The sequence below is a fragment of the Nocardiopsis listeri genome, assembly GCF_020741345.1.
Classification (GTDB): Bacteria; Actinomycetota; Actinomycetes; order Streptosporangiales; family Streptosporangiaceae; genus Nocardiopsis; species Nocardiopsis listeri_A.
On record NZ_DYZD01000222.1, the window covers coordinates 31,559 to 54,637 of the forward strand.

The window sequence follows — 23,079 nt, forward strand, 5'->3', positions numbered from 1 at the left end:
CTAAGATCACCGGGTTCGGCGCCGGCCGGACCACGACGAGGAAGGCGGACAGGTGGGCGAGGTGTTCGAACTGCGCTCGGGTGACTACCGGGCGCGAGTGGACCGGGTCGGTGCGGGCTTGCAGGCCCTCACCTGGCGCGACCACGACCTGGTGTGGCCCTACACCGGGGTGGAGGGACCACAGGCGTTCCAGGGCCAGTTGTTGGCCCCCTGGCCCAACCGTGTCGCCGGGGGCCGGTACGCCTTCCAGGGCACCGAGTACCGCCTTGAGGTCGACAACCCCGAGACCGGTTCGGCGATCCACGGCCTGGTACACGACCAGGACTGGAGCCCGGTCGACGCGAGCGAGGACGAGGTGACCCTGCGCCTGGCCTTCGAGGGCGCGCCCGGCTATCCCTTCCCACTGGAGCTGACCGCCCGTTACCGGCTCTCCGCCGAGGGTCTGACCGTGAGCGTGAAGGCGGTCAACACCGGGGAGGCAGACGCTCCCTACGGTGTGGGATTCCACCCCTATCTCACCCTGGGCAGGCCCCTGGACGAGCTGTCGGCGCGCGGCGCGCTCACCGTGTCCTCCGACGCGGAGAGCAGCCAGCCCACCGACGAGAACCTCATCCCCGTGGGCGCGCCCGTTCCGGTGTCGGGCGGGTTCGACCTGCTCCCACCCGGCCGCGATCTGGGCGACACTGTGCTGGACACGGCCTTCACCGACCTACGTCGGGACGAGCGCGGGCGCGCCTGGGTGCGGCTCGGCGGCCCCGAACACCGGGTGGCGCTGTGGGCGGGCGCCGGCTACGAATGGCTGCAACTGTTCAGCGCCGACACCCTGGGCGGCGACGCGCACCGCGCCCACCTGGCGGCCGAACCCATGACCTGCCCGCCCAACGCCTTCAACAGCGGAACCGACCTGTTGGTCCTGTCCCCGGGACAGGCCGTGGAGAACGACTTCGGCATCCTCGCCGAACCGCGCGTGGGCTGAGCCGAATCCGCCCGGTCGGGCCCGGAACTCCTGGCCGGCCGCTCAGGCGCGGTCGAGCACTTCGCTGAGCCGGGCCAGGTCCTCGGCGGTGTCGATGTCCTCGGGGCTGGCCACGTCGTCGCACGGCACCGTCGTCACCACGTGCGAGTAGGCGCGCAGGAAGGGACGGGCCCCCACGTCGCGTTCGGCCATGGAGTAGACCGTGGACCAGTGCTCACGGCCCAGCAGCACCGGGTTGCGGGGGTTGCCGTTGTAGGTGGCCACGGCCGCGCGCGCACCCTGTTCGAAGGCCTCCACCAGACGGCGGACCGCCTCGGGGGTGATCAGGGGTTGGTCGGCCAGGGCGACCAGGACGGCGTCGACGGTGTCGGGGAGGGCGTCTATGCCGGTCCGTACCGACGAACCCATTCCGGTGGACCAGTCGGGGTTGTGCACGGTCACGGCGCCGTCGACCGTGGTGTCGGCGGCGCCCAGGACCACCATGACGCAGGCGCAACCGCCCTCGGTCAGGGTGCGCACCCCGCGGTCGACCAGGCGTTCGCCACCCAGTTCGACCAGTGCCTTGGGGCGGCCGAGTCTGCTTCCCGAACCGGCCGCCAACAGCAGCCCCGCGACGTTCCCCCTGTGTTCGACCCCTCTGCCCTCCGGTTCCCCTGTAGCCATGACGCGATGATGCCACGCGTCGAAGCCGCGCATGGGCCGCCTTCACGAGCCGGTGGAGGATTTTCGCTACCCCGCGTCGCGATCACCGCGCTGATCTGCGCGTTCGCGATCCGAGGCGTTTCGGTTCACCTCTGAGGGTGACCGAATCCGGCCGGAATTAGCGGGGACACGGGGATGTCCCGGTGGATGCGTCCGGTGGTCTCGCGCAGCGCGCGCCCGCTGCCGCCCCACCGGCTCTGTACCAGTTCGGCGGCGATGGACACCGCGGTCTCCTCGGGGGTGCGCGCTCCCAGGTCCAGGCCGATCGGCGAGTGCAGCCGCTCCAACGCCTCCTCCGGGACACCGGCCTCGCGCAGTCGGTCCGCCCGGTCCTCGTGGGTGCGGCGTGATCCCATCGCGCCGATGTACCCGGCCTCGGTGCTCAGTGCCCGCTTGAGCACCGGCACGTCGAACTTGGGGTCGTGGGTCAGGACGCAGATCGCGGTGCGCCGGTCGATCTCCTCGGCGATCTCGTCCAGGAACACGTGCGGCCACTTGACCACCACCTCCTCGGCGGTGGGGAAGCGCCTGGCGGTGGCGAACACCGGCCGGGCGTCGCACACCGTCACCCGGTAGCCCAGGTAGGTGCCCAGGTCGGCGACGGCCGCCGCGAAGTCGATCGCGCCGAACACCAGCATGCGCGGGGCCGGGGCGAACGACCGGACGAACACCTCCAGTTCGTCGCCGCGACGCTGACCGTCCACTCCGTAGTGCAGCAGTCCGGTGCCGCCCTGGGCCAGCATGCCGCGCACGTCGTCGTCCAAGGCGTCGGCCAGGCGCTCCCCACCCGGGCCCAGGTCGCCCTCGGCGCTGTCCGGCCACACCACTCGGCGGCGGCCCACCCTCCCGGTTCCAGAGGGGTCGGACACGATGGTGGCCACCGCCACCGGACGATGCTCGTCGATGGCGGCCAGCACGGCGCCCAGCTGGGGGTAGGTGTCCCGACTGATCGCCTCCACGAACATGTGCAGGGTTCCGCCGCAGGTCAGCCCCACGCTGAAGGCGTCGTCGTCGCTCACACCGTAGGTGCGGCGCGCCGGGTCCCCGGTACGGATGGCCTCCAGGGACTCCTCGTAGACGGCACCCTCCACGCACCCCCCGGACACGCTGCCGGTCACCTCACCGGAGGCGCTCACCAGCATGGCCGCCCCGGCGTCCCGGGGCGCGCTCTTGTAGGTGTCGATCACCGTGGCCATCGCGAACGTCTCACCTGAGGCGTACAGGTCGGACACGGTCGCTCGGATATCACGCACACGGCACCTCTTCCAGGCTTCCTCCCGACGGGTCGATCCCGAGATCCGCCGGACTCGGTACCAACCTATGTGCCCAACGCAACACCGAAGAGCCCCCGTTCCTCCAGGAAACGAGGGCTCGATTCGGTTGCTTCTACGAAGAGGCCCGGCCACGGCGGTCGGTGACCGGCGGCGGCTACCGCTCGGGCCGTTCGGGCCGCTCGGGCTCGGCGGCCTCGCCCCGGCCCAGCATCGAACGGAACTCCTCCAGGTTGCGCCGGGACAGGTCACCGTCGGTGCTCTGGATCCCCATCACCGGCAGCGAGGTGCCGTCGGACAGGTCCACGCACGGCCAGGGTTCCCCCACCGGCATGCGGATGTCCAGCACCTCGGGCCACGCCAGGTAATGGGTACGGATTCCGTTGATGACGATCACGTTGTCCTCGGTGGCGACCAGCCGCGGACGGCCCAACATGTGCAGCCCCGCGGCGATGGCCAACCCCAGTCCGACGATCATGGCCCGATCCAGCGGACGCCAGTCGCCGGGCAGGACCAGCGCGAGCACCAACATGGTCCCCACGATCAGCACGCCCATGCCATAGGCGACCCAGCGCACCGCCCGGGGACGCCAGGTCCTCGGCGGCTCGGGCCGCTCCGACGCCTCGTCCACAGGTTGTTCCTTCGTCCGCACCGACTGCTCCATCCGTGTCCACACGGTCCTGCTGGGATACGACCACGGCGCGCACCGACGAGGAGGGGGTGGTTCAGCGGCGCAGCCCGCGCAGGGCCACCGCCGTGTCCAGGGCGGCCAGCGCAGCCTCTGCGCCCTTGTTCTCGGCGCTTCCCGGCAGGCCGGCACGGTCACGCGCCTGTTCCAGGGTGTCACATGTGAGCACGCCGTTGCCCACGGGGGTGGATTCGCGCAGCGCCACCTCCGTCAATCCGTGGGTGACCGACCGACACACGTAGTCGAAGTGCGGGGTACCCCCACGGATGACCGCGCCCAGCGCGATCACCGCGTCGTGCTTTCGGGCCAGTTCCTGCGCCACAACGGGGATCTCCACCGCCCCGGCCACGTGGATCACCACCGGGTCGGAGACTCCGGACTCCTTGACGACCTCCAGGGCGTTGGCGAGCATCGGTTCGATGATCGGGGCGTTCCACCTGGTGGCGACGATGCCCACCGAAAGCCCGCCGGCCTCGATCCGCTCTTGTTCGGGACGTCCTGTACCGCTCATGACCGGCCTTTCCACGTGATGACGAACATACTGTGGGCCCGCCCGGCGACGGGCCCGAACGGGGGGTGGGTCCCGCTACCGGGCGACACCGGCCAGGTCGTGACCCATCCGGTCCCGCTTGGTCAGCAGGTAGGCGAGATTGTCGTCGGTGACGAACGTGGGCATGGCCACGCGCTCGCCCACCCGCACCCCGTACCGTTCCAGCGCCTCGGCCTTGACCGGGTTGTTGCTCAGCAACCGCACCGAGGACACCCCGAGGTCGCTGAGGATCTGTGCTCCCGCGCCGAACTCGCGCGCGTCGGCGGGCAGCCCCAGCCGCAGGTTCGCGTCGACGGTGTCCACACCCTGGTCCTGGAGGCTGTAGGCGCGCAGCTTGTGCAGCAGACCGATCCCACGTCCCTCGTGTCCACCCAGGTAGACCACGACCCCGCGGCCCGCCTCGGCGATCTCGGCCATGGCGGCGTCCAGTTGGGCGCCGCAGTCGCAGCGCTGCGAACCGAAGGCGTCCCCGGTCAGGCACTCCGAGTGCAGGCGGGCCAGGACGTCGACGCCGTCGGTCAGGTCGCCGTGGACCAGGGCGACGTGCTCGGCGCCGTCGGTGGTGCCCTTGTAGCCGACCGCCCGCCACTCACCGTGCCGGTTGGGCATGCGGGTCTCCACCTGGCGCGTGACCAGCGCCGGGGCGGCCTGCTCGGCGGTGAGGGTCTCCCCCAGGGCGGTGCGGTGAGCGGCCAACTGCTCCACGGACACCAGCTTCAGGCCGTGCTCGTCGGCGAACCGACGCAGTCCCGGCAGGCGGGCCATGGTGCCGTCGTCGTTGACCACCTCGGCCAGGACACCGGCGGGCCGAAGCCCGGCCAGGCGGGCGAAGTCGACGGAGGCCTCGGTGTGGCCACGACGGGCCAGGACACCGCCCGGGCGGGCGCGCAGCGGCAGGATGTGGCCTGGGCGCACGAAGTCGGTGGAGGTGCTCTCGGCGGAGGCCAGCAGACGGATCGTACGCGCGCGGTCGGCGGCGGAGATTCCGGTGGTCACGCCCTCGCGGGCGTCGACGGTGACCGTGTAGGCGGTGCGCAGGCTCTCCTCGTTGCGCGCGGTCATCAACGGCAGGTCGAGGCGGTCCAGCTCCTCACCCTCCATGGGCACGCACACCACGCCGGAGGTGTGGCGGATCATGAAGGCCAGGAGTTCCGGGGTGGCGAGTTCGGCGGCGAAGATGATGTCGCCCTCGTTCTCCCGATCCTCGTCGTCCACGACCACGATCGCGCGTCCGGCGGCGAACTCGGTGATGGCCTCCTCGATCGGGTCGAGGGCCACGGTGCCCGCGGTGTCCTCCGAGTCGGCGTTGTCGGCGGACGGGGTGGTGTCGGTGACGGTCATTCCCGCTCCCTGAAGGTACGTCGATGGTGAGTGGTGGGTGGTGGGCGCTCTAGGGCGCGGATGCCCTCAGGTGCGGGCGCTCTCACGGACACGTGCGACGGCGGTGATGCGCTCCACGTACTTGGCGATGACGTCGACCTCGATGTTGACGACGGCGCCGACGGCCAGGCCGCCCAGAGTGGTGGCCTCCAGGGTGGCCGGAATGAGGCTGACCTCGAAGAACTCCTCGGTCGCTCCGGGCTCGCTGACCGCGGAGACCGTGAGGCTGGTGCCGTCCACGGTGATGGAGCCCTTCTCCACCACGTAAGAGGACAGCTCCGGGGCCAGGGCGAAGCGGAGCACGTCCCACTTGTCGCCCGGGGCTCGGGAGAGCAGGACCGCGGTACCGTCCACGTGTCCCTGGACGATGTGCCCGCCCAGGCGGCCGTCGCTGCGCGCGGCGCGCTCCAGGTTGACGGGTGACCCGGGGACGAGGGACCCCAGGCCCGACCGGTCCAGCGACTCCTTCATGACGTCGGCGGTGAAGGTGTCCTCACCGAGCTCGACGACGGTCAGGCACACGCCGTTGACCGCGATGGAGTCGCCGTGCCCGGCGTCGGAGCTCGCCAGGGGACCGCGCACTGTGAGCAGCACGGCCTCGCCGGAGTTTCCGGCGGGTTCGACGGAGATGATCTCGCCGAGTTCTTCCACGATTCCGGTGAACACGCCCTACGTCCCTTCGCCTGCGGCAGGCTCCGGGGAAAAGGGTGTGGAAACGGGTCCACGACGAGACCGGGTCCGAGTGGGTACGCCGATGGCCGGCGACGCTCGAGACCGTCCCAACGCGCACTGCCTCCCATCCGGACTTTAACCGTCGGTACCGGAATTCCACCGGTTCAACCGGTCGATGGACTCGACCGGGTCGCGGACTATCACCGCCGGTTCGGACTTTCACCGACCCCGGAGCACGCGTTCGATAACTACAGCGATCCCGATCCTAACCCCTGGCCGCTCGGGACGCCTAGCCGCTGTGAGGGGTGTCACTCACGGTCGACGCGTTCGGCCTCTTGCGCTTTGGCGGCGAGTCCACTGGTGACGAACATCCGCGGCGCGCCGTAGGTGGCCCAGAACGCCAGGGCGGCGTAGACCACGAAGGAGAACAGGGCGCCCGACGGCCCGGTCGGGTCGCCGAAGAGGATCTCGTCCAGGACCACGATGAGCACGACCACGGAGATGCCGAGCGCGAACCGCGACACTCGCGCGGTGATGGTGCCCTCGGCGCTGTACCGGCCCCATCGGTGGAGCAGGGTGAGACCGAGCACTCCGCCGAGCAGGCCCCCGCAGGCCGTGTACAGACCGGCCAGGGAGCGTCCGGGCGGGTCCGCGGGGGTGGCGCCGATCCACTCGGTGGCCGGCAGGACCCAGTCCCCCCGCACCCCGAACTGCCAGATCGCCCCCAGTACGCACGGCACCAGGGTGATCAGCAGCAGATAGGAGACCCAACGCGTGGTGTCCAGCGAACGCCACCAGAGGAGCACTCGGTCCTCATAGCGCAGCATCAGCCACAGGATGAGCGCGCCGACGGACAGCCCGACCACGACGTCGCTGAAGAAGTGGGCGCCCAGGTAGATCCGGGAGAACCCCACCAGCGGGATGATCACCGCGGCCGCCCACATCAGGGCGCGCCGGCCCGCCCTGATCCCCAGGTAGCCCCAGGCGACCATGGCCGCCTGACTGTGCCCGGACGGCATGCCGAAGCTTCCATGGTGGCTGTAGCCGGTGATCCGGGCATCGAACCAGTAGGGGCGGGGTGTGTAGGAGACCGACTTGAACAGGCCGTTGACGGCGCCCGAGGCGATGACCGCGACGAGCAGTCGGGCGCCCAGACGGGCGTCCACGCACCAAAAGACGGTGGCCATCAGTACGACGATGACGCCCTGGGAGCCCAGGTGGGTGATCAGGGCGAGTGGATACGAGAGAGGATCACCGGCTCCCTGCAACCAGCGGATGGCGGCGCTCTCCGCCTCCCAGAGGGTGTCCATTGCCAGGTGTTGGGCTTGCACGCGTACTCCACGGGTCCGCGCCTGGCAACGCGCTCACGCCGCGCCGCTCCCCCGGTCACGCGCGGTGGTGCAGGGGAAGACGGAGTCGCGACCAAGCGAAAGTTCTACGACTACCGCCGGAAGCATAGGCGCCTTCGGGGCTCCATGGCCAGACCGGGTCCTCGGGGCGGGATCCCCGGATGGGAATGAGGCGGGGCGCGGCCGCACCGGGGTGGTGGGTGCGGGCGGCCGCGCCCCTTCGGAGATGGTCTTTTCGGTTCTAGTCCCGACCGCTCGCCTTGCGGGCCTGGGCACGTAGGGACTCGACTGCGCTCGCGGGATCCTGTGCCCCGTAGACGGCCGATCCGGCGACGAAGACGTCGGCTCCGGCCTCGGCGGCGCGTTCGATGGTCTCGTCGGAGACCCCTCCGTCGACCTGCAGCCAAACGGAGGCCTCCCTGCTGTCCAGGATCTCACGAGCTCGGCGGATCTTGGGCAGAACCAGGTCAAGGAACTTCTGTCCGCCGAACCCGGGTTCGACGGTCATCAACAACAGCATATCCATCTCGCCGATGAGGTCGGCGTAGGGCTCCACCGGCTCGGCGGGGTTGAGGGCCAGACCGGCGCGGGCGCCCTGCTTGCGGATCTCCCGCAGCGTGCGCACCGGTGCGCCGGCGGCCTTGGCGTGGATGGTGACGCTGCCGGCCCCGGCCTCGGCGTAGGCGGGCGCCCAGCGGTCGGGGTCCTCGATCATCAGGTGGCAGTCCAGCGGGGTGGGGGTCGCCTTGATCAGGGATTCCACGATGGGCAGACCCAGCGTCAGGTTGGGGACGAAGTGTCCGTCCATGACGTCGACGTGCAGCCAGTCCGCGGTCGACACGGCGGCGGCCTCGTCGGCCAGATGCGCGAAGTCCGCGTTCAGGATGCTGGGAGAGATCTGAATTGCCACGTCAGCAGTGTATAGGCCTTGTGCGGTGGTCGGCCCCGGCCCCGGGTCGACCCTGGTCGGTCGGGTTCACTCCGGGCGAGCGAACCCTCACCTTTACACAGTAGATCCATATATGTCCGTTTCGCCCGGCGCTGAGGACACCGGGCGAAACGACGGCGCTACTGCGTCTTGCGGCGCAGCAGGGCCAGGAACATGGCGTCGGTACCGTGGACGTGCGGCCAGAACTGCGCGTACCTTCCCCCCGGCCCGGCGGCCAGGTCGGGGACCTCGTCGAGGTGGTCGGGGGCGCGCAACAGCTCCAGGTCGTCCCGCTCGGCGAGCACGCCTTGGACGATGCCGTCGGTCTCGTCCAGGTGCGGGGAGCACGTCACGTACGCCACCACCCCGCCCGGGCGCACGGCCGTCACGGCGTTGGTGAGCAGCCCACGCTGGAGCGGGGCCAGCTCGGTGACGTTCTCGGGACCTCGACGCCAACGCGACTCGGGTCGGCGCCGCAGGGCGCCCAGGCCGGTGCAGGGTACGTCCACCAGCACTCGGTCGAAGACGCCCGGTCGCCAGGCGGGTCGGGTGCCGTCTGCGGCGATCGCACGACCGGCGTCGCGCGGGGCCCGACGCACGGCGCCGGCCACCAGCCCGGCCCGGGTGGGCTGTACCTCGGAGGCGACCAGGCGGGCGTCGCGCTGCCCCGCCAGGGAGGCGAGCAGGCCCGCCTTGCCACCGGGGCCGGCGCACACGTCCAGCCAACGGGCGTCGTCCCCGTGGACGTCGACCCGGGTCAGGGCCAACGCCACCAACTGGCTGGCCTCGTCCTGGACGGCGGCCCGGTTCTGGCGCACCTCCCGGATGGCGCCCGGGTCGCCCTCGGGCAGGTAGGCCGCGAAGGGCGAGTAACGGCCCGGCTCCGCGCCGGACTCCTGCAGGTCGGAGACCTTGGACCGGCCCGGCTTGGCGACCAGGGTCACCTTGGGGCGTTCGTTGTGCGCCTCGAGCAGCTCCTCGGTGCGGGGCAGACCGGCGTCCTTGGCCCGCTCCCCCAGGGCCCGGGCCAGTTCCTTGACCACCCAGCGCGGGTGGCTGTGCACCACCGACAGATAGCCGCTCGGGTCACGATCGCGTTCGGGGGCCACGATCGGGAGCCAGGCGTCCAGGTCGCGGGCGCTCACCTTGCGCAGGATCGCGTTGACGAAACGGGAGCGGTGATGGCCGACCACCTTGCGGGCCAGCGCCACCGACTCCCCCACCGCCGCGTGCGGCGGGATGTTGGTGGACAACAGCTGGTGGGAACCCATCCGCAGCAGCGGCAACACCTCGGTGTCCACCGAGGCCAGGGTGCGGTCCACGCAGGTCTGCAGGATCGCGTCGTAGGTGCCCTGGTGGCGCAGGGTCCCGTAGGTGAGTTCGGTGGCCAGCGCGGCGTCGCGGCCGTGGACGCCACGCTCGTTCAGCAGGGCCGGCAACAACAGGTTCGCGTAGGCGTCGCGCTGTTCGACCGCGCGCAGCACGTCGTAGGCCACCCTGCGGGCGGGGTCACGCGGCTGGGGCGGCCCGGACCGCTGACCGCCCTGGCGGGGTGCGCCGCCCCGGCTCGGACGACGGTTCTGGGAACGGGACTGCTCGCTCAACGTGTGCTCTGCCTCAACAAGCCGGGGACGTGTGGCGGCGAGCGCCCACGCCCGCCGGCATCGAGACTACGACAGGTCAGCGGCCCATCCGGTCGTCTTCGGTGGGACGCACGCCACGAGCCCAGTCCACCGCGGCCATGGCCTTCTTGCCCTGGGGCTGGACCTCGCCGAGTTCGACCGGGTGGGTGCTGGTACCCGCCAGGACCCGCTTCTTGTCCACGTACAGGTGGCCGGGGTCCAGGTCGGGGCGGTCGGCGTCGGTGACGGGCCGGACCGGTCCCACCTTCAGACGGGTGCCGCGGAAGGTGGTCCAGGCGCCGGGGGCCGGGGTGCAGGCGCGGGCGACCCGGTCCAGACGCAGGGCGGTCCAGGTGAAGTCGAGTTCGGCGTCCAGGGGGGTGAGCTTGCCGGCGTAGGAGACGTCGGCCTCGGGCTGCTCGACGGGGACGAGTTCCCCGGAGGCGATGCCGTCGACGGTGCGCGCCAGCAGACCGGCACCGGACTCGGCCAGGCGGTCGAGGAGATCGCCACTGGTGTCGGTGGGGCGCACGGTCTCGGCGACGGTGCCGAAGACCGGCCCGGCGTCGAGTTCCTTGACGATGCGGAACGTGGAGGCTCCGGTGACGTCGTCACCGTGCAGGACGGCGTGCTGGACGGGGGCCGCGCCGCGCCAGGCGGGTAGCAGGGAGAAGTGCAGGTTCACCCAGCCGTGCACGGGGATGTCCAGGGCGGACTGGGGCAGCAGGGCACCGTAGGCGACCACCGGGCAGCAGTCGGGGGCGATCTCGCCCAGGCGGGCCAGGAAGTCGGGGTCACCGGCCTTGGCGGGCTTGAGGACCTCGATGCCTTCGCTCTCGGCGAGCTCGGCGACGGGGCCGGCCGACACCTTGCGGCCACGCCCGGAGCGGGCGTCGGGCCGGGTGACGACGGCGGCGACCTCGTGTTCGGAGTCGATCAGGGCCCGCAGAGAGGGCACCGCCACCTCGGGTGTACCGGCAAAGACCAGCTTCATCAGGTTGTTGGGCGTGAAGACCCCGTCCTTCAGGGCGGGGAGGGAACGCCCTCTCCTTTCCGTACACATATTTACAAGCAAGCCGATGGAATGTTAGCCATGGTGAGGAAGACCGTGAAGCGGGCGTTCAAATACCGCTTCTACCCCACAGACGCGCAGACGGCCGAGCTGTCGCGCACGTTGCGGGTGTGTTCGCCTCGTCTATAACAAGGCTCTCACCACCCGCACCGAGGCGTGGTATCAGCGCCAGGAACGGGTCGACTACAACGCGACCTCGAAGATGCTCACAGGGTGGAAGAAGACCGACGATCTCGACTTCCTGTCCGAGGTTCCCTCTGTTCCTCTTCAGCAGACGTTGCGGCATCTCCAAGGCGCGTTCTCGAACTTCTTCGCGGGCCGCGCCAAGTATCCGCGTTTCAAGTCGCGCAAGACGTCCCGAGCCACCGCGGAGTACACCCACAGCGCATTCCGTTACCGCAACGGCTACCTGACGCTGGCGAAGATGGCCGATCCGTTGGACATCGTGTGGTCGCGTCCCCTGCCAGAGGGGTCGACGCCGTCTACGGTGACCGTGATGCGTGACGCGGCGGGTCGCTGGTTCGTATCGCTTTCGTGTGAGGACGTGGTCGGCTCCGACCCGGCACCGAATGACGCGGTCGGTGTGGATGCGGGCATCACCTCCCTTCTCACCCTCTCCACGGGTGAGAAGGTTGCCAACCCCAGACATGAGCGGCGCGATCGCAGCAGGCTCGCAAAGGCTCAGCGGGAGCCGTCCCGCAAGACCAAGGGCGGCAACAACCGGGAGAAGGCCCGGCGGAAGGTGGCTCGGGTGCACGCCCGCATCACCGACCGGCGTCGCGACTTCCTCCATAAGCTCACCACTCGTCTCGTCCGCGAAAACCAAGTGGTCGTGATCGAGGACCTGACCGTGCGCAACATGGTCAAGAACCGCAAGCTCGCCCGCGCCATCTCGGACGCGGCGTGGACTCAGATGCGGGCCATGCTGGAATACAAGGCTGAATGGTACGGGCGTGAGCCGGTCACAGTGGACCGGTTCTTCCCCTCCTCCAAGCTGTGCTCGGCGTGCGGAAGCGTCCAGGAGAAAATGCCGTTGAGCATCCGCACCTGGACATGCGCGTGCGGTATCACCCATGACCGCGACGTGAACGCGGCGATCAACCTCAAGGCGGCCGGGCTGGCCGTTTCTGCCTGTGGAGCCGGTGTAAGACCTCAACGGGAGTCCTCCCGAACGGGGCTGTCGGTGGTGAAGCAGGAAGGCCACGGGGTGACCCGTGACGGGGCGCGAGCCCCGAACCACCGTTAGGTGGTTCCGGAATCCCCCTCCTGCCAGGAGGGGGAGGAAGTCAAGTTCGACCATTCCTCCTCGACTGCGACCACACGTCACTGTTCTACCGCACTCCCCACCGAGAACGCGCCTGTGTCGGGCTTCTCGCGCCCCTGGCCCGTCGTGGTCATCTGATAGACCAAAGGAGATGACAGCGCAGCCCGACCAGCCCGAAGCGGCCCTCTTCGACCTGCCTGCGGGGGAGCCGAAGGAAACGGCGAAGGCCAAGGCCGCCTCCGCCAAGAGTCGTCGGCCGGCCAAGCGCAGGCCCGCCGACCGGCTTCCGATCGCGCGTGTCGTCGTGGACACTCCGTTGCCGCACCTGGACCGCTACTTCGACTACCGCGTGCCGGCCGACATGGACGAGTCGGCCGTGCCCGGCTGCCGGGTGAAGGTGCGCTTCAACGGCCGATTGCTCGCCGGGTTCCTGGCGGAGCGGGTGGAGAGTTCGGAGTTCGCCGGGCGGTTGGCCTACCTGGAGACGGTGGTCTCCCCCGAACCGGTGCTCACCGCGGAGGTCCTCGCGCTGTCCCGAGCCGTGGCCGATCGGTACGCGGGCACCCTGAGCGACGTGCTGCGGTTGGCGGTACCGCCCCGACACGCACGGGTGGAGAAGGAGGCCGATCGGCGCGCCCGGGAGAGGGCCGAAGACCTGGAGGGGGTCGGGGAGGCCGAAGCGGGGACACCGGAGACCGCGGAGGGGCCCCCGCCGTCCGGGATCGGGCCCGACGCGGCGATCCCCGGCGACGCCTCCGCCGTGCAGGAGACCGTGGAGACCGCCGTCCTGGAGGTCGACCCCGGCCCCTGGGACGCCTACACGGAGGGTCCGGCGTACGTGCGCGCGCTGCGCGAGGGACTTCCCGCACGTGCCATCTGGAACGCCCTGCCCGGCACCGACTGGACCGACGCGATCGCGGTGGCGGCCGAAGCCGCCCTGGCCGCCGAACGCGGCAGCGTGATCGTCCTCCCGGACGGCCGTGACGTGGCCCGGGTGGACGAGGCGCTCGCCCGCCGGCTGGGCGAGGGACGGCACGTGGCCCTCACCGCCGACCTGGGCCCGGCCGAGCGATACCGACGGTGGCTGGCGCTCCTGCGCGGTGAGGTCCGGGTGGTGGTGGGGACCCGCGCCGCCGTCTTCGCCCCCGTGCGCGATCTGGGCCTGGTGGTGCTGTGGGACGACGGCGACGACGTGCACGTGGACCCGCACGCGCCCTATCCGCACTCGCGCACGGTCCTGGCGATGCGCGCCCACAAGGCGGGGGCCGGCGCGCTCATCGGCGGGCACACCCGCACCACCGACGCCCAACTGCTGCTGGAGTCGGGGTGGGCGCACCCGTTGATCGCCGACCGCGCGACGCTGCGCCGGCGCGCCCCACTGATTCGAGCGGCCGGGGACGACCGTGAGCTGGCCCGGGACCAGGCGGCGCGTTCGGCTCGCATGCCGAGCGTGGCACTGCGTTCGGCCCGGGAGGCCGCCCGGGTGGGTCCGGTGCTCTTCCAGGTACCGCGCCGGGGCTATCTCAACAGCCTGGCGTGCGCCGGCTGTCGTGAACCCGCGCGCTGTGACGGCTGCCGTGGCCCGCTCGCGGTGCGCGGATCGCACGCCCTGCCCTCGTGCGGCTGGTGCGGCCGGGTGGCCGGCCAGTGGGCCTGCCCCGAGTGCGGCGTGACCCGGATGCGCGCGGTGGTGGTGGGTGCCCGACGTACCGCCGAGGAGCTGGGGCGGGCCTTCCCCGCGCTGACCGTGCGCACCTCCGGACGCGAGGACGTGCTGCCCGAGGTTTCGGGCAAGCCGGCCCTGGTGGTGGCCACCCCGGGGGCCGAACCCGTGGCCAAGGGCGGCGGTTACGCGGCGGCGGTGCTGCTGGACGGGTGGGCGCTGCTCAACCGGGCCGATCTGCGGGCTTCGGAGGAGACGCTGCGTCGGTGGTTGAACGCCGCCGCGCTGGTGCGCCCCGGCGGCACCGTGGTGGTCTCCGCGGACGTCTCACTGCCGTTGGTGCAGTCACTGGTGCGCTGGGACCCGGCGGGGTTCGCCGAACGAGAGCTGGCCGACCGCCGCGAGCTGGGTTTTCCGCCCGCGGTGTCGATGGCCTCCATCACCGGCGGACCCGAGCATGTACGCGAACTGCTGGACCAGATCGTCCTGCCCGCGGGAGCCGAGCTGTTGGGGCCGGTGCCGGTCGGGTCGGAGACGGCCGATGACGGCACCCACGTGACCGAACGCGCGCTGCTGCGAGTACCGCGCAACGGGATCGGTGAGCTGGCACGTGCGTTGAAGGCGGCGGCGGTGGCCCGCAGCGCCCGCCGAGACGAGCATCTGGCCCAGGTCCGCGTGGACCCCCTCCGCGTGATCTAGTGTTCCCTCACGTGAGCCACCGGGGTTCGGTTCGGGCGCGCCGAAGCGCTAGCCAAGGCCCTCGCCGGCACGGTACAGGTCCCGAAGGAGCGCCACTTCGGCTCCGTGGTGGATGAACTCCCGGTTCAGGTGCAGGACCAGCACCACCATCGGGAACTCCGACCACTGGGCGACCTCGGCCCCGCCCACGGGTGCGGCCAGGGCGTCGTCGTCGAGCCGGCCCACGTGTTCGGACCAGGTGAGGTATGCGGTGCGCAGGCGCTGGCGCGCCTCGGCGGCGGTGGAGGGCCAGTCGATGGCGTCACGGATCGCGGTGCGGTCGCCGAAGTGCCAGTTGATCCGGGTCTCCAGCACGTCCACGATGATGTGGCCGAGCCGCCAGGCGATCGTGGTGACCGGCGGCGGGACGGGTTCGGGGTAGGCGCCGTCGGGCGCGTATCGGCCGTCCTCGCGCCGACGTACCGTCCAACAGTCCGGCGCCGGCTCCCAGTAGAACTCCTCGTCGGTGAGCCCCTCCAGGCGTGGCCACAGCGAGAAGTCCCAGTAGAACTGCATCTGGGCGAGGATCTCGCCACTCCAGTTCACCGCCATCGGGTCGTTCCCCCTCCTCTTCTCGGCGCGCGGCCCAATCCTGCCAGAACTCCGCTGCCCTGGGCGGCGACGTCCTCGTCAGGGTAGGGCCACCAGGTGAGGTCGGCCACGCCGGGTTCGAGGAGGAGGAAGGGGTCGAAGGCGGGTTCGACGTCGGCTCGGGGCGCCGTGGAGGTGAGGGCGAGGTAGCCGCCGCCGCGCATGAGTCGGTGCAGGGTGTCCAGGCCGGTGGGCGGGGAGTCCTCTCCGAAGGGGCGGGTCATCAATACGGCGACGGGCTCGTCGAGATCGACGAGCCCGCTGGTGTGGAGACGGCGCAGGAGCGTTTCGGAACACGCTCCGTCGCCGGACAGCACGGCCGAGCCGTCCGGGGAGGCCAGGATCCCCGCGGCTCCCTCGGGGGCGATGTGCACGACGGTGGCCTCGGGGTCGGCGCGGCGCACGCGTTCCGCGGTTCCGGGAACGGGACAGCCCCAGTCGACGAACTGGCGTACGCCCGCGTCGGCGACCAGGTAGTCGACGACCCGACCGAGGAAGGCCTGGTGCAGGCGGACGTGTTCGGCCACGGCCGGATCATGGGGGGCACGGACACGATCCCTGTCGCCGAGGTCGACGACGCGTGGTCCTCGCCCGGGCTTTCGAAAGGATTCCCTCCGTCGGAACACGGCCGTGAGGGGACCTGCCTCAGGTCCTCGGACGTCCGTCACGTTCACGCTCCCCCAGCCGGTTCGCTCGTGGGAGGCAGGGCGTCCGTTGTCGGTGGACCGATCGGGTCCGCGCCGGCGCACCCTGCCGTCAGGGCCAGATAGTACCGCTTGTGAACGTGATGCCCCGCACACCCCTACGTGAAATGGGCCCTATTACACCGTTTGTCACGACCTGCGTCGCAAGTTTTTGTGAGCCCAAGGTCCCGAACGCTCATCCACGAACACCGCGGGCCGCCCCGGAGGTTCCGGGGCGGCCCGCGGTACGGCTTCGGGGCTTCGGGCACGGGCCCGAGACCGGGCGTCAGGGCTTGCGCGCCACCCCGCCGTACTGGTCCAGACCGCGACGGGCTCCCTCGATCGGAGGACGCCACAGCGGGCAGGGCACCACACCGGGCTCCAGCAGCTCCAGGCCCTCGAAGCGCTCGGCGATGGCCTCGGGGCTGCGCAGCAGGTACGGCACGTCGCCGTGCTTGTTGCCCTCCTCGATGGCCTGGTTGTAGGCCTCGCTGGTGTCGGTGCCGTCGTAGCTGACCAGGTAACTGCCCGAGGGCAGGGCGTCCAGCAGTCTGCGCACGATCGGCTGGACGTCCTCGTCGGGGACGTGGCCCAGGATCCCCATCAGCATGAGCCCGATGGGCTTGTCGAAGTCCAACGTGTCGGCGGCCTTGGCCAGGATCGCGTCGGGGTCGCGCAGGTCGGCGTCGACGTAGTCGGTGACGCCCTCCGGGGTGCCGACCAAAAGGGCGCGGGCGTGCGTCAGTACGAGGGGGTCGTTGTCGACGTAGACCACCCGGGTCTCCGGTGCGATCGACTGGGCGACCTCGTGCGTGTTGTTGGCGGTGGGCATCCCGGTACCGATGTCGAGGTACTGGCGGATGCCCGCGTCCCGGGTCAGGTGGGTCACCGCGCGGACGAGGAACTCCCGGCTGGTGCGGGCCAGGTCCCGAATCTCCGGGAAGGATTCGGCCACCGCGTCTCCCGCCAGACGGTCGACCGGATAGTTGTCCTTTCCACCCATCCAGTAGTTCCAGATCCGGGCCGAGTGGGTCCGGGTCGTATCGATCTTCGACCCGGGGGCCTGGGCGGTCGAATCGTCGGTCATGCGGTCATCCACCTCGATGCGCAGGGGGTTCACGGCAGGGAACGGAAGTTCGACGGCCGTGCGACGAACATCCCGTTCCCACCGGTTTTTCGGCACTGATCATAGACGACGGTGCCGTTCCGGGCATGCGCCGCTCAGAGCGCGTCGCGCGGGTCCGAAGCGGGCACCGACCGGCCGTCGAGGTCGACGTACTCCCAACGCGGCCCATGGGCCACCAGGTCCGCCACCGCGCCGACCAACCGGTCGACGTGCTCCTCTGTGGTGCCCACGCCCAGGCTGGCGCGGACCGCCTGCGTGTGCCCCCGGGGCAGCAGGTGGGCGGTGAGCGGGTGCGCGCAGAACAGGCCGTCGCGCACCCCGATGCCGTACTCCGCGGACAGGGCGGCCGCCAGCAGGTCCGCGGGCAGCCCGTCCACCACGAACGACACGATGCCCACCCGCGCCTGTTCGGGCCCCCACAGGGTCAGCTCGTGCACGCCGTCGATCTCGCAGAACCCGGCGCGCAGGCGCTCCAGGAGGGCGGACTCACGGATGTGCTGCAGGTACAGGGTGTCCTCGGTGAAGGTGGCGCAGGCCGCGGCCAACGCCACGGCGCCCAGGACGTTGGGGCTGCCCGCCTCGTGCCGGGCCGGCAGGTCGTTCCAGAGCACGTCGTGGTCGGTGACCTTCCGTGTCGCGCCACCACCGGAAAGGTAGGGCGCGGCCTCTCCCAGCCAGTCGGCGCGGCCGGCCAGCACACCCGAACCGAAGGGCGCGTACAGCTTGTGGCCGGACAGCGCCACGTAGTCGGCGCCGGTGTCGGTGAGACTGAACGGCAGGTGCGGCACGTACTGGGCGGCGTCGACCACCACACGGGCGTCCTCCGCGTGGGCGGCCTCGACCAGGTCCTCGACCGGCCAGATCTCACCCGTGACGTTGGAGGCCGCGGTCACGCACAGCAGCTTCGGGCCCTCGGGGGCCCGGCGCAGGGCGGTGCGGGCGGCCTCGACGGCGGCGTCGGGGGTGGCCGGCAGCGGCAGGCGCACCACCTTCGCGGCACGGGCGGCCGGGTGCTCCCAAGGCAACAGGCTCGCGTGGTGCTCGGACTCGAACACCACCACGGTGCAACCGTCGGGTACGCAGCGGGCCAGCAGGTTGAGCGCGTCGGTCGTGCCGCGCACGAACACCACGGCGTCGGTCTCGGGGCGTGCGCCCAGGAAACCGGCGACACCGCGACGGGCCTGTTCGTAGGCCTCGGTACTGATCCGGGAGTGGTGGCCCGCCCCCCGATGCACGCTGGCGTAGTACGGCAGGGCGGCGGAGAGGGCGTCGGCGACCGCGGTCAGGCAGGGCGCGCTGGCCGCGTAGTCGAAGTTGGCGTAGTCGACGTACTCTCCGGTGACCAGCGGGACCCCGCCGTCGGGGGTGACGATCGAGCAGTCCGGGACGGTGTCGGCGGGGCGCGACGCCCGGCGCGCACGCGCGTCCCGAACCGCCTGGCGGGGACGGGGACGGCGGGTGGAGTCGAACGGAACGACGGTGGTCATGCGGCACCTCTTCGATGGGTCGTGGGACCCACGGGGTAGGCCGCTCGACGGCCGCGCCTTCCTGGGTCCGCGCTTGTCCGACACGGTCGTGTCGGGACCTGGTCCTCACCCGGGGCACCCCACCGCGGAAGGAGGGTTGCCGACCAGCGAGCCGGGGCTTGACGCTGGTACTCGTGACCTGTGCCGAAATGTAACACACGGGTCGTGCGCGACGCACCCATGGGACCAGTGTGGTCTGGGACACGACCCCGCTTGACAGTCGGCGCGACGGTGACGACATACTGGTCTCGAACTGCCCTCACGTCGCGGGTGGCCGGTTTCCCCCGGTCGCCCTTCAGACGCGAGACTCCAGTCGGTAGGAGTTTTCGCGTGCCCGCAGACGAGAGGTGTGTCCGTTGCCCGGCGACGACCGCGTTCAGCAGCTCTTCCGCAACCCCCGGGTTGTCCTCATCTCCGGCTACGCCCGTCTTCCCGATTCGGTGGCGAGCCATTCCCAGTACCAGCGACTCGGTGTCGTGCTCGCCGTGGACACCGCCGACGACCGGATCGTCTCCGCGGACACCACCCTGCTCACCGACCTGGCCAAGGACTTCTTCCGTGCCCTGGTGGAGGGCGCCTCGGTGACCGAGGACATCGCGGAGATCGTCCGGCGGGTGCAGACGCGCTACGCGGGCCAGTCGGGCGCCGCGCTCACCACCGCGCTGCGCCGCTGCCTGGAGACCTACTACCAAATGCGCGACGGCGACCAGCTGCCCGGTGCCCCCGACGGCGAGGAGTGACCCTTGAACCCTTCCAGTCACGAATCCACAGAGGCGCGAGCCCCCGAGGGGCCCCGGACGGGGGGTGCCCCGCTCCCCCTGGCCGGCGTGCGGATCGCCGACCTGTCCCGGGTCCTGGCCGGCCCCTACGCCACCATGCTGTTGGCGGACATGGGCGCCGAGGTGATCAAGGTCGAACAGCCCGGGCGGGGCGACGACACCCGTTCCTGGGGACCGCCCTACGCGGAGCCCACCGAGGAACACCGCGCCGCGCACTCCCCCGGAGAGGCCGCCTACTTCCTGTCGGTGAACCGGAACAAGCGCAGCCTGGCCGTGGATCTCAAGGACCCCGACGGGCTCGCCGCGGTCCAGGAACTGTGCGCCGGCTCCGACGTGGTGATCCAGAACTTCAGACCCGGGGTGATCGACCGGTTGGGGCTGGGCTACGAGGAGATCGGCAAACGCAACCCGGCGGTCGTGTACTGCTCGGTGAGCGGGTTCGGTCCCGAACACCGGCCGCAGGACCGACCCGGATTCGACATCGTCGTGCAGGCCGAGAGCGGGCTGATGGCGACCACCGGCCCGGCGGACGGACCGGCCAGCAAGGTGGGTGTGGCGCTGACCGACGTGCTCACCGGCCTCAACGCCGCCGTGGGCATCCTCGGCGCGCTCATGCGGGCCAGGGCCACCGGCCGCGGTGAGGACATCAGCGTGTCGCTGGTCAACTCCACCCTGTCGAGCCTGGTCAACCTCACCCAACAGGCCCTGATCACGGGGACGGAACCGGCCCGGGTGGGCAACGCGCACACCACCATCGTCCCCTACCAGGTCTTCCCCACCGCCGACGCGGAGATCGTCGTGGCCGCGGGCAACGACGCCCTGTACCGGCGATTGTGCGCGGCCATCGACCGCCCCGACCTGGCCGAGGACCCCCGCTACGCCACCAACCCCGAACGGGTGGCGCACCGCGAGGAACTGGTCGGCGAACTCACCGCGACACTGACCTCCCGCCCCGCCGACCACTGGATGGACGTCCTGGTCGACGCCGGGGTCCCGGTGGGTCGAGTGCGCGGTGTCCTGGACGCGCTGCGTACCGCCGACGCCTCGGGCGACGACGTTCTGCGCGCCGTTCAACACCCCACCGCCGGGCTCCTCGAGCAGGTCCGGGCGGGCTTCCGGATGGCGGACACCCCCGTCCCCATGTCCGCTCCCCCTCTGCTCGGCCAGCACTCGCGAGAGATCCTCACCGAGTTGGGGCTGACCTCCGACCGGATCGAGGGATTGCTCGAGCGCGGCGCCGTTCAACAGACCGACGTCGACCGACCACCGGCCTCGACTCCACACCCCGAGAACCCACGGACTTCGTAAACCACGCACCACGAAGGGACACCCACCATGAGCGACTCCCGCAAGGCCGCCGCCCCCGACCCGCTCGATTTCCTGGCGGTGGACGCCGAACTGTCCGACACCGAACGCGACATCCGCGACGCCGTGCGGGAGTTCGCCGCCGCGGAACTGCTGCCCAACGTCGCCGACTGGTTCGAGGCCGGCACCCTGCCCGACCCCCGCGGCCTGGCCAAGGCCTTCGGCGACCTCGGGGTACTCGGCATGCACCTGGAGGGCTATGGCTGCGGTGGTTCCAGTGCCGTCGCCTACGGTCTGGCCTGCCGCGAGCTGGAGGCCGTGGACTCCGGGCTGCGCAGCTTCGTGTCCGTGCAGGGCTCCCTCGCCATGGCCGCGATCCACAAGTTCGGGTCCGAGGAGCACAAGAACGAGTGGCTGCCGCGCATGGCCGCGGGCGAGGCCATCGGTTGCTTCGGTCTGACCGAGCCCGACTCCGGTTCCGACCCGGGCTCGATGCGCACCCGCGCCCGCCGGGACGGCTCCGACTGGGTGCTCAACGGCACCAAGATGTGGATCACCAACGGTTCGGTGGCCGACGTCGCCGTGGTGTGGGCCGCCACCGACGAGGGTGTCCGCGGGTTCGTCGTGCCCACCGACGCCTCCGGGTTCGGCACCAACGTCATCCACAAGAAGCTGTCGCTGCGCGCGTCCATCACCTCGGAACTGGTCCTGGAGGACGTACGTCTGCCCGCCGACGCGATCCTGCCCGGGTCCAAGGGACTGGGATCCCCGCTCTCCTGTCTCAACGAGGCCCGCTACGGCATCGTGTGGGGCGCGGCCGGCGCCGCCCGCGCCTGCTACGCGGCGGCCCGCGACTACTCGCTCACCCGTGAGCAGTTCGGCAAGCCCATCGGCGGCTTCCAACTCACCCAGCGCAAGCTCGCCGACATGGTCGTGGACGTCAACCACGCCGGCATGACCGCCCTGCGCATCGGTCGCCTCAAGGACCAGGGCGAGTGCCACCACAACCACGTCAGCTTCGGCAAGTTCGCGAACGTGGCCGCGGCCCAGCGGGTGGCGGCGACCGCGCGCGGACTGCACGGCGCCAACGGCATCACGCTGGAGTACCCGGTGATGCGGCACATGGTGAACCTGGAGACCGTGGCCACCTACGAGGGCACCGAGGACATCCACGCGCTGAGCATCGGCCAGTCCGTCACGGGAATCTCCGCGTTCCGCTAGCGGCCGAGACGGCCCGGGAAATCCGGTGCGGCATCGCGTCGCAGGTGAGGGGCGTGTGCCGGATCTCGCCGTAATCCCGGGTGCCAACGAGTGCTCCCAGCCACCACAATGGGGAGCAGCCGAGTGAGGGAGTTGCCCAAGATGGTGAACGAACCGACGAAGCGGTTCGAGGCGACCAAGCTGCGCCGCGTCTCGGACGCGGTCGTCAGCAACTTCGTCAAGTACGGGGTCTGCCCGCCGGAGATGCACCTGCTCACCACCCGGGGCCGCAAGTCCGGGTTCTTGCGCACCACCCCGGTGAGTGTGCTGGACAGTGAGCGCGGCCGGTACCTGGTCTCCCCGTACGGCGAGGTGAACTGGGTGCACAACATCCGCAAGGACGGGTTCGCGACCCTGCGCCAAGGCGGCTGGATCGAACTGGTGAGCGTGCTCGAGGTGGACTCCGAGGAGGCCGGAGCGGCGCTCAAGGAGTACCTGGAGCACCCGCGTTCGGCGATCGTGGGCCCGTACTTCGAGGCGCCTCCGGAAGCCCCGGTCGAGGCGTTCGTGGCCGAGGCGGACCGTCACCCGGTCTTCCGCGTCGTACGGTCCACGACCATCCGGATCTGACCCGGACACGAACGACCCAGGCACGAATAATCCGAGCATGAACGACCCGAGCACGATCGGCCCCGGTCACCCCGTCGAGGGGTCCGGGGCCGCGGTGTTTCCCGGACTTCGTGTTCCACGCAGCGCCGAAAGTATTGGGTCTGTGGGTGGGGCGCCTGGGTTAGAGAACCTGCTGGTGGTTGGGCGGGGTGGGGGTGGGTTCTTCCTCCTTCCCCGCCGCGTGATCGTTGCCGCCCGCACCGCACGCGTCAAGGCGATGGTGTGTTGCTGTGTCGCTGGGGTGGGTGGCCTTGACCCGTGCGGTGCGGGCGGCGGTTGGGCGGCTATCGGGGAAGGGGGAAGAGTGGTCGAGGTGCCTAACGGC

The 23,079-nt window shown here is 70.7% G+C and carries 20 protein-coding genes, 1 pseudogene and 2 riboswitches; of the genes and pseudogenes, 7 read left to right on the plus strand and 14 right to left on the minus strand.

Features of this window, described 5'->3' with window-relative positions:
- Nucleotides 1–52: 52 nt before the first annotated feature.
- Complete coding sequence (locus tag K8V84_RS11965) at nt 53–976, plus strand: aldose 1-epimerase family protein (protein WP_304074174.1); 924 nt, start codon at nt 53–55, stop codon at nt 974–976.
- Between the two features lie 42 nt (nt 977–1,018).
- Here K8V84_RS11965 and K8V84_RS11970 read toward each other — a convergent pair whose 3' ends face one another.
- The 10 genes from K8V84_RS11970 to fmt form a co-directional block, all read right to left on the minus strand.
- On the minus strand, nt 1,019–1,639 hold the full coding sequence (locus K8V84_RS11970) for a nucleotidyltransferase family protein (protein WP_304074176.1): 621 nt from the start codon (nt 1,637–1,639) through the stop codon (nt 1,019–1,021).
- Between the two features lie 125 nt (nt 1,640–1,764).
- Complete coding sequence (locus K8V84_RS11975) at nt 1,765–2,931, minus strand: XdhC family protein (RefSeq protein ID WP_304074177.1); 1,167 nt, start codon at nt 2,929–2,931, stop codon at nt 1,765–1,767.
- A 175-nt stretch (nt 2,932–3,106) separates the two neighbouring features.
- Nucleotides 3,107–3,580: a PH domain-containing protein gene (locus K8V84_RS11980; RefSeq protein ID WP_304074179.1), complete on the minus strand. Its 474-nt coding sequence runs from the start codon at nt 3,578–3,580 to the stop codon at nt 3,107–3,109.
- Between the two features lie 94 nt (nt 3,581–3,674).
- Complete coding sequence (ribH, locus tag K8V84_RS11985) at nt 3,675–4,148, minus strand: 6,7-dimethyl-8-ribityllumazine synthase (RefSeq protein WP_304074181.1); 474 nt, start codon at nt 4,146–4,148, stop codon at nt 3,675–3,677.
- Between the two features lie 75 nt (nt 4,149–4,223).
- Nucleotides 4,224–5,528, minus strand: coding sequence for a bifunctional 3,4-dihydroxy-2-butanone-4-phosphate synthase/GTP cyclohydrolase II (locus K8V84_RS11990; protein WP_304074183.1), 1,305 nt, complete (start codon nt 5,526–5,528; stop codon nt 4,224–4,226).
- 66 nt (nt 5,529–5,594) lie between these two features.
- Complete coding sequence (locus K8V84_RS11995; RefSeq protein WP_304074185.1) at nt 5,595–6,233, minus strand: riboflavin synthase; 639 nt, start codon at nt 6,231–6,233, stop codon at nt 5,595–5,597.
- Between the two features lie 116 nt (nt 6,234–6,349).
- Nucleotides 6,350–6,480, minus strand: a riboswitch (FMN riboswitch).
- 67 nt (nt 6,481–6,547) lie between these two features.
- Nucleotides 6,548–7,549: a phosphatase PAP2 family protein gene (locus K8V84_RS12000; RefSeq protein ID WP_304074209.1), complete on the minus strand. Its 1,002-nt coding sequence runs from the start codon at nt 7,547–7,549 to the stop codon at nt 6,548–6,550.
- A gap of 280 nt (nt 7,550–7,829) precedes the next feature.
- Complete coding sequence (rpe, locus tag K8V84_RS12005; protein ID WP_304074186.1) at nt 7,830–8,498, minus strand: ribulose-phosphate 3-epimerase; 669 nt, start codon at nt 8,496–8,498, stop codon at nt 7,830–7,832.
- A gap of 158 nt (nt 8,499–8,656) precedes the next feature.
- Entirely contained in the window at nt 8,657–10,120 is a 1,464-nt protein-coding gene (locus K8V84_RS12010) for an RsmB/NOP family class I SAM-dependent RNA methyltransferase (protein ID WP_304074188.1), read from the minus strand.
- Between the two features lie 76 nt (nt 10,121–10,196).
- Nucleotides 10,197–11,132, minus strand: coding sequence for a methionyl-tRNA formyltransferase (fmt, locus tag K8V84_RS12015; protein ID WP_304074190.1), 936 nt, complete (start codon nt 11,130–11,132; stop codon nt 10,197–10,199).
- 99 nt (nt 11,133–11,231) lie between these two features.
- Between fmt and K8V84_RS12020 the strand changes: the two are divergent.
- Both K8V84_RS12020 and K8V84_RS12025 read left to right on the plus strand, forming a co-directional pair.
- Nucleotides 11,232–12,456: pseudogene (locus K8V84_RS12020) on the plus strand (RNA-guided endonuclease InsQ/TnpB family protein).
- A 169-nt stretch (nt 12,457–12,625) separates the two neighbouring features.
- On the plus strand, nt 12,626–14,836 hold the full coding sequence (locus K8V84_RS12025) for a primosomal protein N' (protein WP_304074192.1): 2,211 nt from the start codon (nt 12,626–12,628) through the stop codon (nt 14,834–14,836).
- 48 nt (nt 14,837–14,884) lie between these two features.
- On the opposite strand, the gene K8V84_RS12030 is transcribed toward K8V84_RS12025, so the two are convergent.
- From K8V84_RS12030 to K8V84_RS12045, 4 genes are all read right to left on the minus strand, one after another.
- On the minus strand, nt 14,885–15,427 hold the full coding sequence (locus K8V84_RS12030; RefSeq protein ID WP_304074194.1) for a DinB family protein: 543 nt from the start codon (nt 15,425–15,427) through the stop codon (nt 14,885–14,887).
- On the minus strand, nt 15,418–16,134 hold the full coding sequence (locus K8V84_RS12035) for an SAM-dependent methyltransferase (RefSeq protein WP_304074195.1): 717 nt from the start codon (nt 16,132–16,134) through the stop codon (nt 15,418–15,420). Before K8V84_RS12035 ends, K8V84_RS12030 begins: the two co-directional genes overlap by 10 nt.
- Before the next feature lie 301 nt (nt 16,135–16,435).
- Nucleotides 16,436–17,236: an SAM-dependent methyltransferase gene (locus K8V84_RS12040; RefSeq protein WP_304074196.1), complete on the minus strand. Its 801-nt coding sequence runs from the start codon at nt 17,234–17,236 to the stop codon at nt 16,436–16,438.
- 134 nt (nt 17,237–17,370) lie between these two features.
- A complete protein-coding gene (locus K8V84_RS12045; protein WP_304074198.1) occupies nt 17,371–18,762 on the minus strand; it encodes an aminotransferase class V-fold PLP-dependent enzyme in 1,392 nt (463 codons plus the stop codon).
- Nucleotides 18,763–18,826: 64 nt separating this feature from the next.
- Nucleotides 18,827–18,941: riboswitch (SAM riboswitch) on the minus strand.
- 216 nt (nt 18,942–19,157) lie between these two features.
- Between K8V84_RS12045 and K8V84_RS12050 the strand changes: the two genes are divergently transcribed.
- The 4 genes from K8V84_RS12050 to K8V84_RS12065 all read left to right on the plus strand — a co-directional run bounded on the left by K8V84_RS12050 (nt 19,158) and on the right by K8V84_RS12065 (nt 22,715).
- On the plus strand, nt 19,158–19,541 hold the full coding sequence (locus K8V84_RS12050; protein WP_304074200.1) for a DUF3870 domain-containing protein: 384 nt from the start codon (nt 19,158–19,160) through the stop codon (nt 19,539–19,541).
- A gap of 78 nt (nt 19,542–19,619) precedes the next feature.
- A complete protein-coding gene (locus tag K8V84_RS12055; protein ID WP_304074211.1) occupies nt 19,620–20,888 on the plus strand; it encodes a CoA transferase in 1,269 nt (422 codons plus the stop codon).
- A gap of 27 nt (nt 20,889–20,915) precedes the next feature.
- On the plus strand, nt 20,916–22,106 hold the full coding sequence (locus K8V84_RS12060) for an acyl-CoA dehydrogenase family protein (protein WP_304074201.1): 1,191 nt from the start codon (nt 20,916–20,918) through the stop codon (nt 22,104–22,106).
- 141 nt (nt 22,107–22,247) lie between these two features.
- Nucleotides 22,248–22,715: a nitroreductase/quinone reductase family protein gene (locus tag K8V84_RS12065; protein WP_304074202.1), complete on the plus strand. Its 468-nt coding sequence runs from the start codon at nt 22,248–22,250 to the stop codon at nt 22,713–22,715.
- Nucleotides 22,716–23,079 lie beyond the last annotated feature (364 nt).

Excerpts from the sequence above, each read along its gene's own strand:
- K8V84_RS11970 (WP_304074176.1), bottom strand. The coding sequence starts at position 1,639 with ATGGCTACAGGGGAACCGGAGGGCAGAGGGGTCGAACACAGGGGGAAC.
- ribH (WP_304074181.1), bottom strand. The coding sequence starts at position 4,148 with ATGAGCGGTACAGGACGTCCCGAACAAGAGCGGATCGAGGCCGGCGGG.
- K8V84_RS11990 (WP_304074183.1), bottom strand. The coding sequence starts at position 5,528 with ATGACCGTCACCGACACCACCCCGTCCGCCGACAACGCCGACTCGGAG.
- K8V84_RS12000 (WP_304074209.1), bottom strand. The coding sequence starts at position 7,549 with ATGGACACCCTCTGGGAGGCGGAGAGCGCCGCCATCCGCTGGTTGCAG.
- fmt (WP_304074190.1), bottom strand. The coding sequence starts at position 11,132 with ATGAAGCTGGTCTTTGCCGGTACACCCGAGGTGGCGGTGCCCTCTCTG.
- K8V84_RS12025 (WP_304074192.1), top strand. The coding sequence starts at position 12,626 with ATGACAGCGCAGCCCGACCAGCCCGAAGCGGCCCTCTTCGACCTGCCT.
- K8V84_RS12030 (WP_304074194.1), bottom strand. The coding sequence starts at position 15,427 with ATGGCGGTGAACTGGAGTGGCGAGATCCTCGCCCAGATGCAGTTCTAC.
- K8V84_RS12040 (WP_304074196.1), bottom strand. The coding sequence starts at position 17,236 with ATGACCGACGATTCGACCGCCCAGGCCCCCGGGTCGAAGATCGATACG.
- K8V84_RS12045 (WP_304074198.1), bottom strand. The coding sequence starts at position 18,762 with ATGACCACCGTCGTTCCGTTCGACTCCACCCGCCGTCCCCGTCCCCGC.
- K8V84_RS12060 (WP_304074201.1), top strand. The coding sequence starts at position 20,916 with ATGAGCGACTCCCGCAAGGCCGCCGCCCCCGACCCGCTCGATTTCCTG.
- K8V84_RS12065 (WP_304074202.1), top strand. The coding sequence starts at position 22,248 with ATGGTGAACGAACCGACGAAGCGGTTCGAGGCGACCAAGCTGCGCCGC.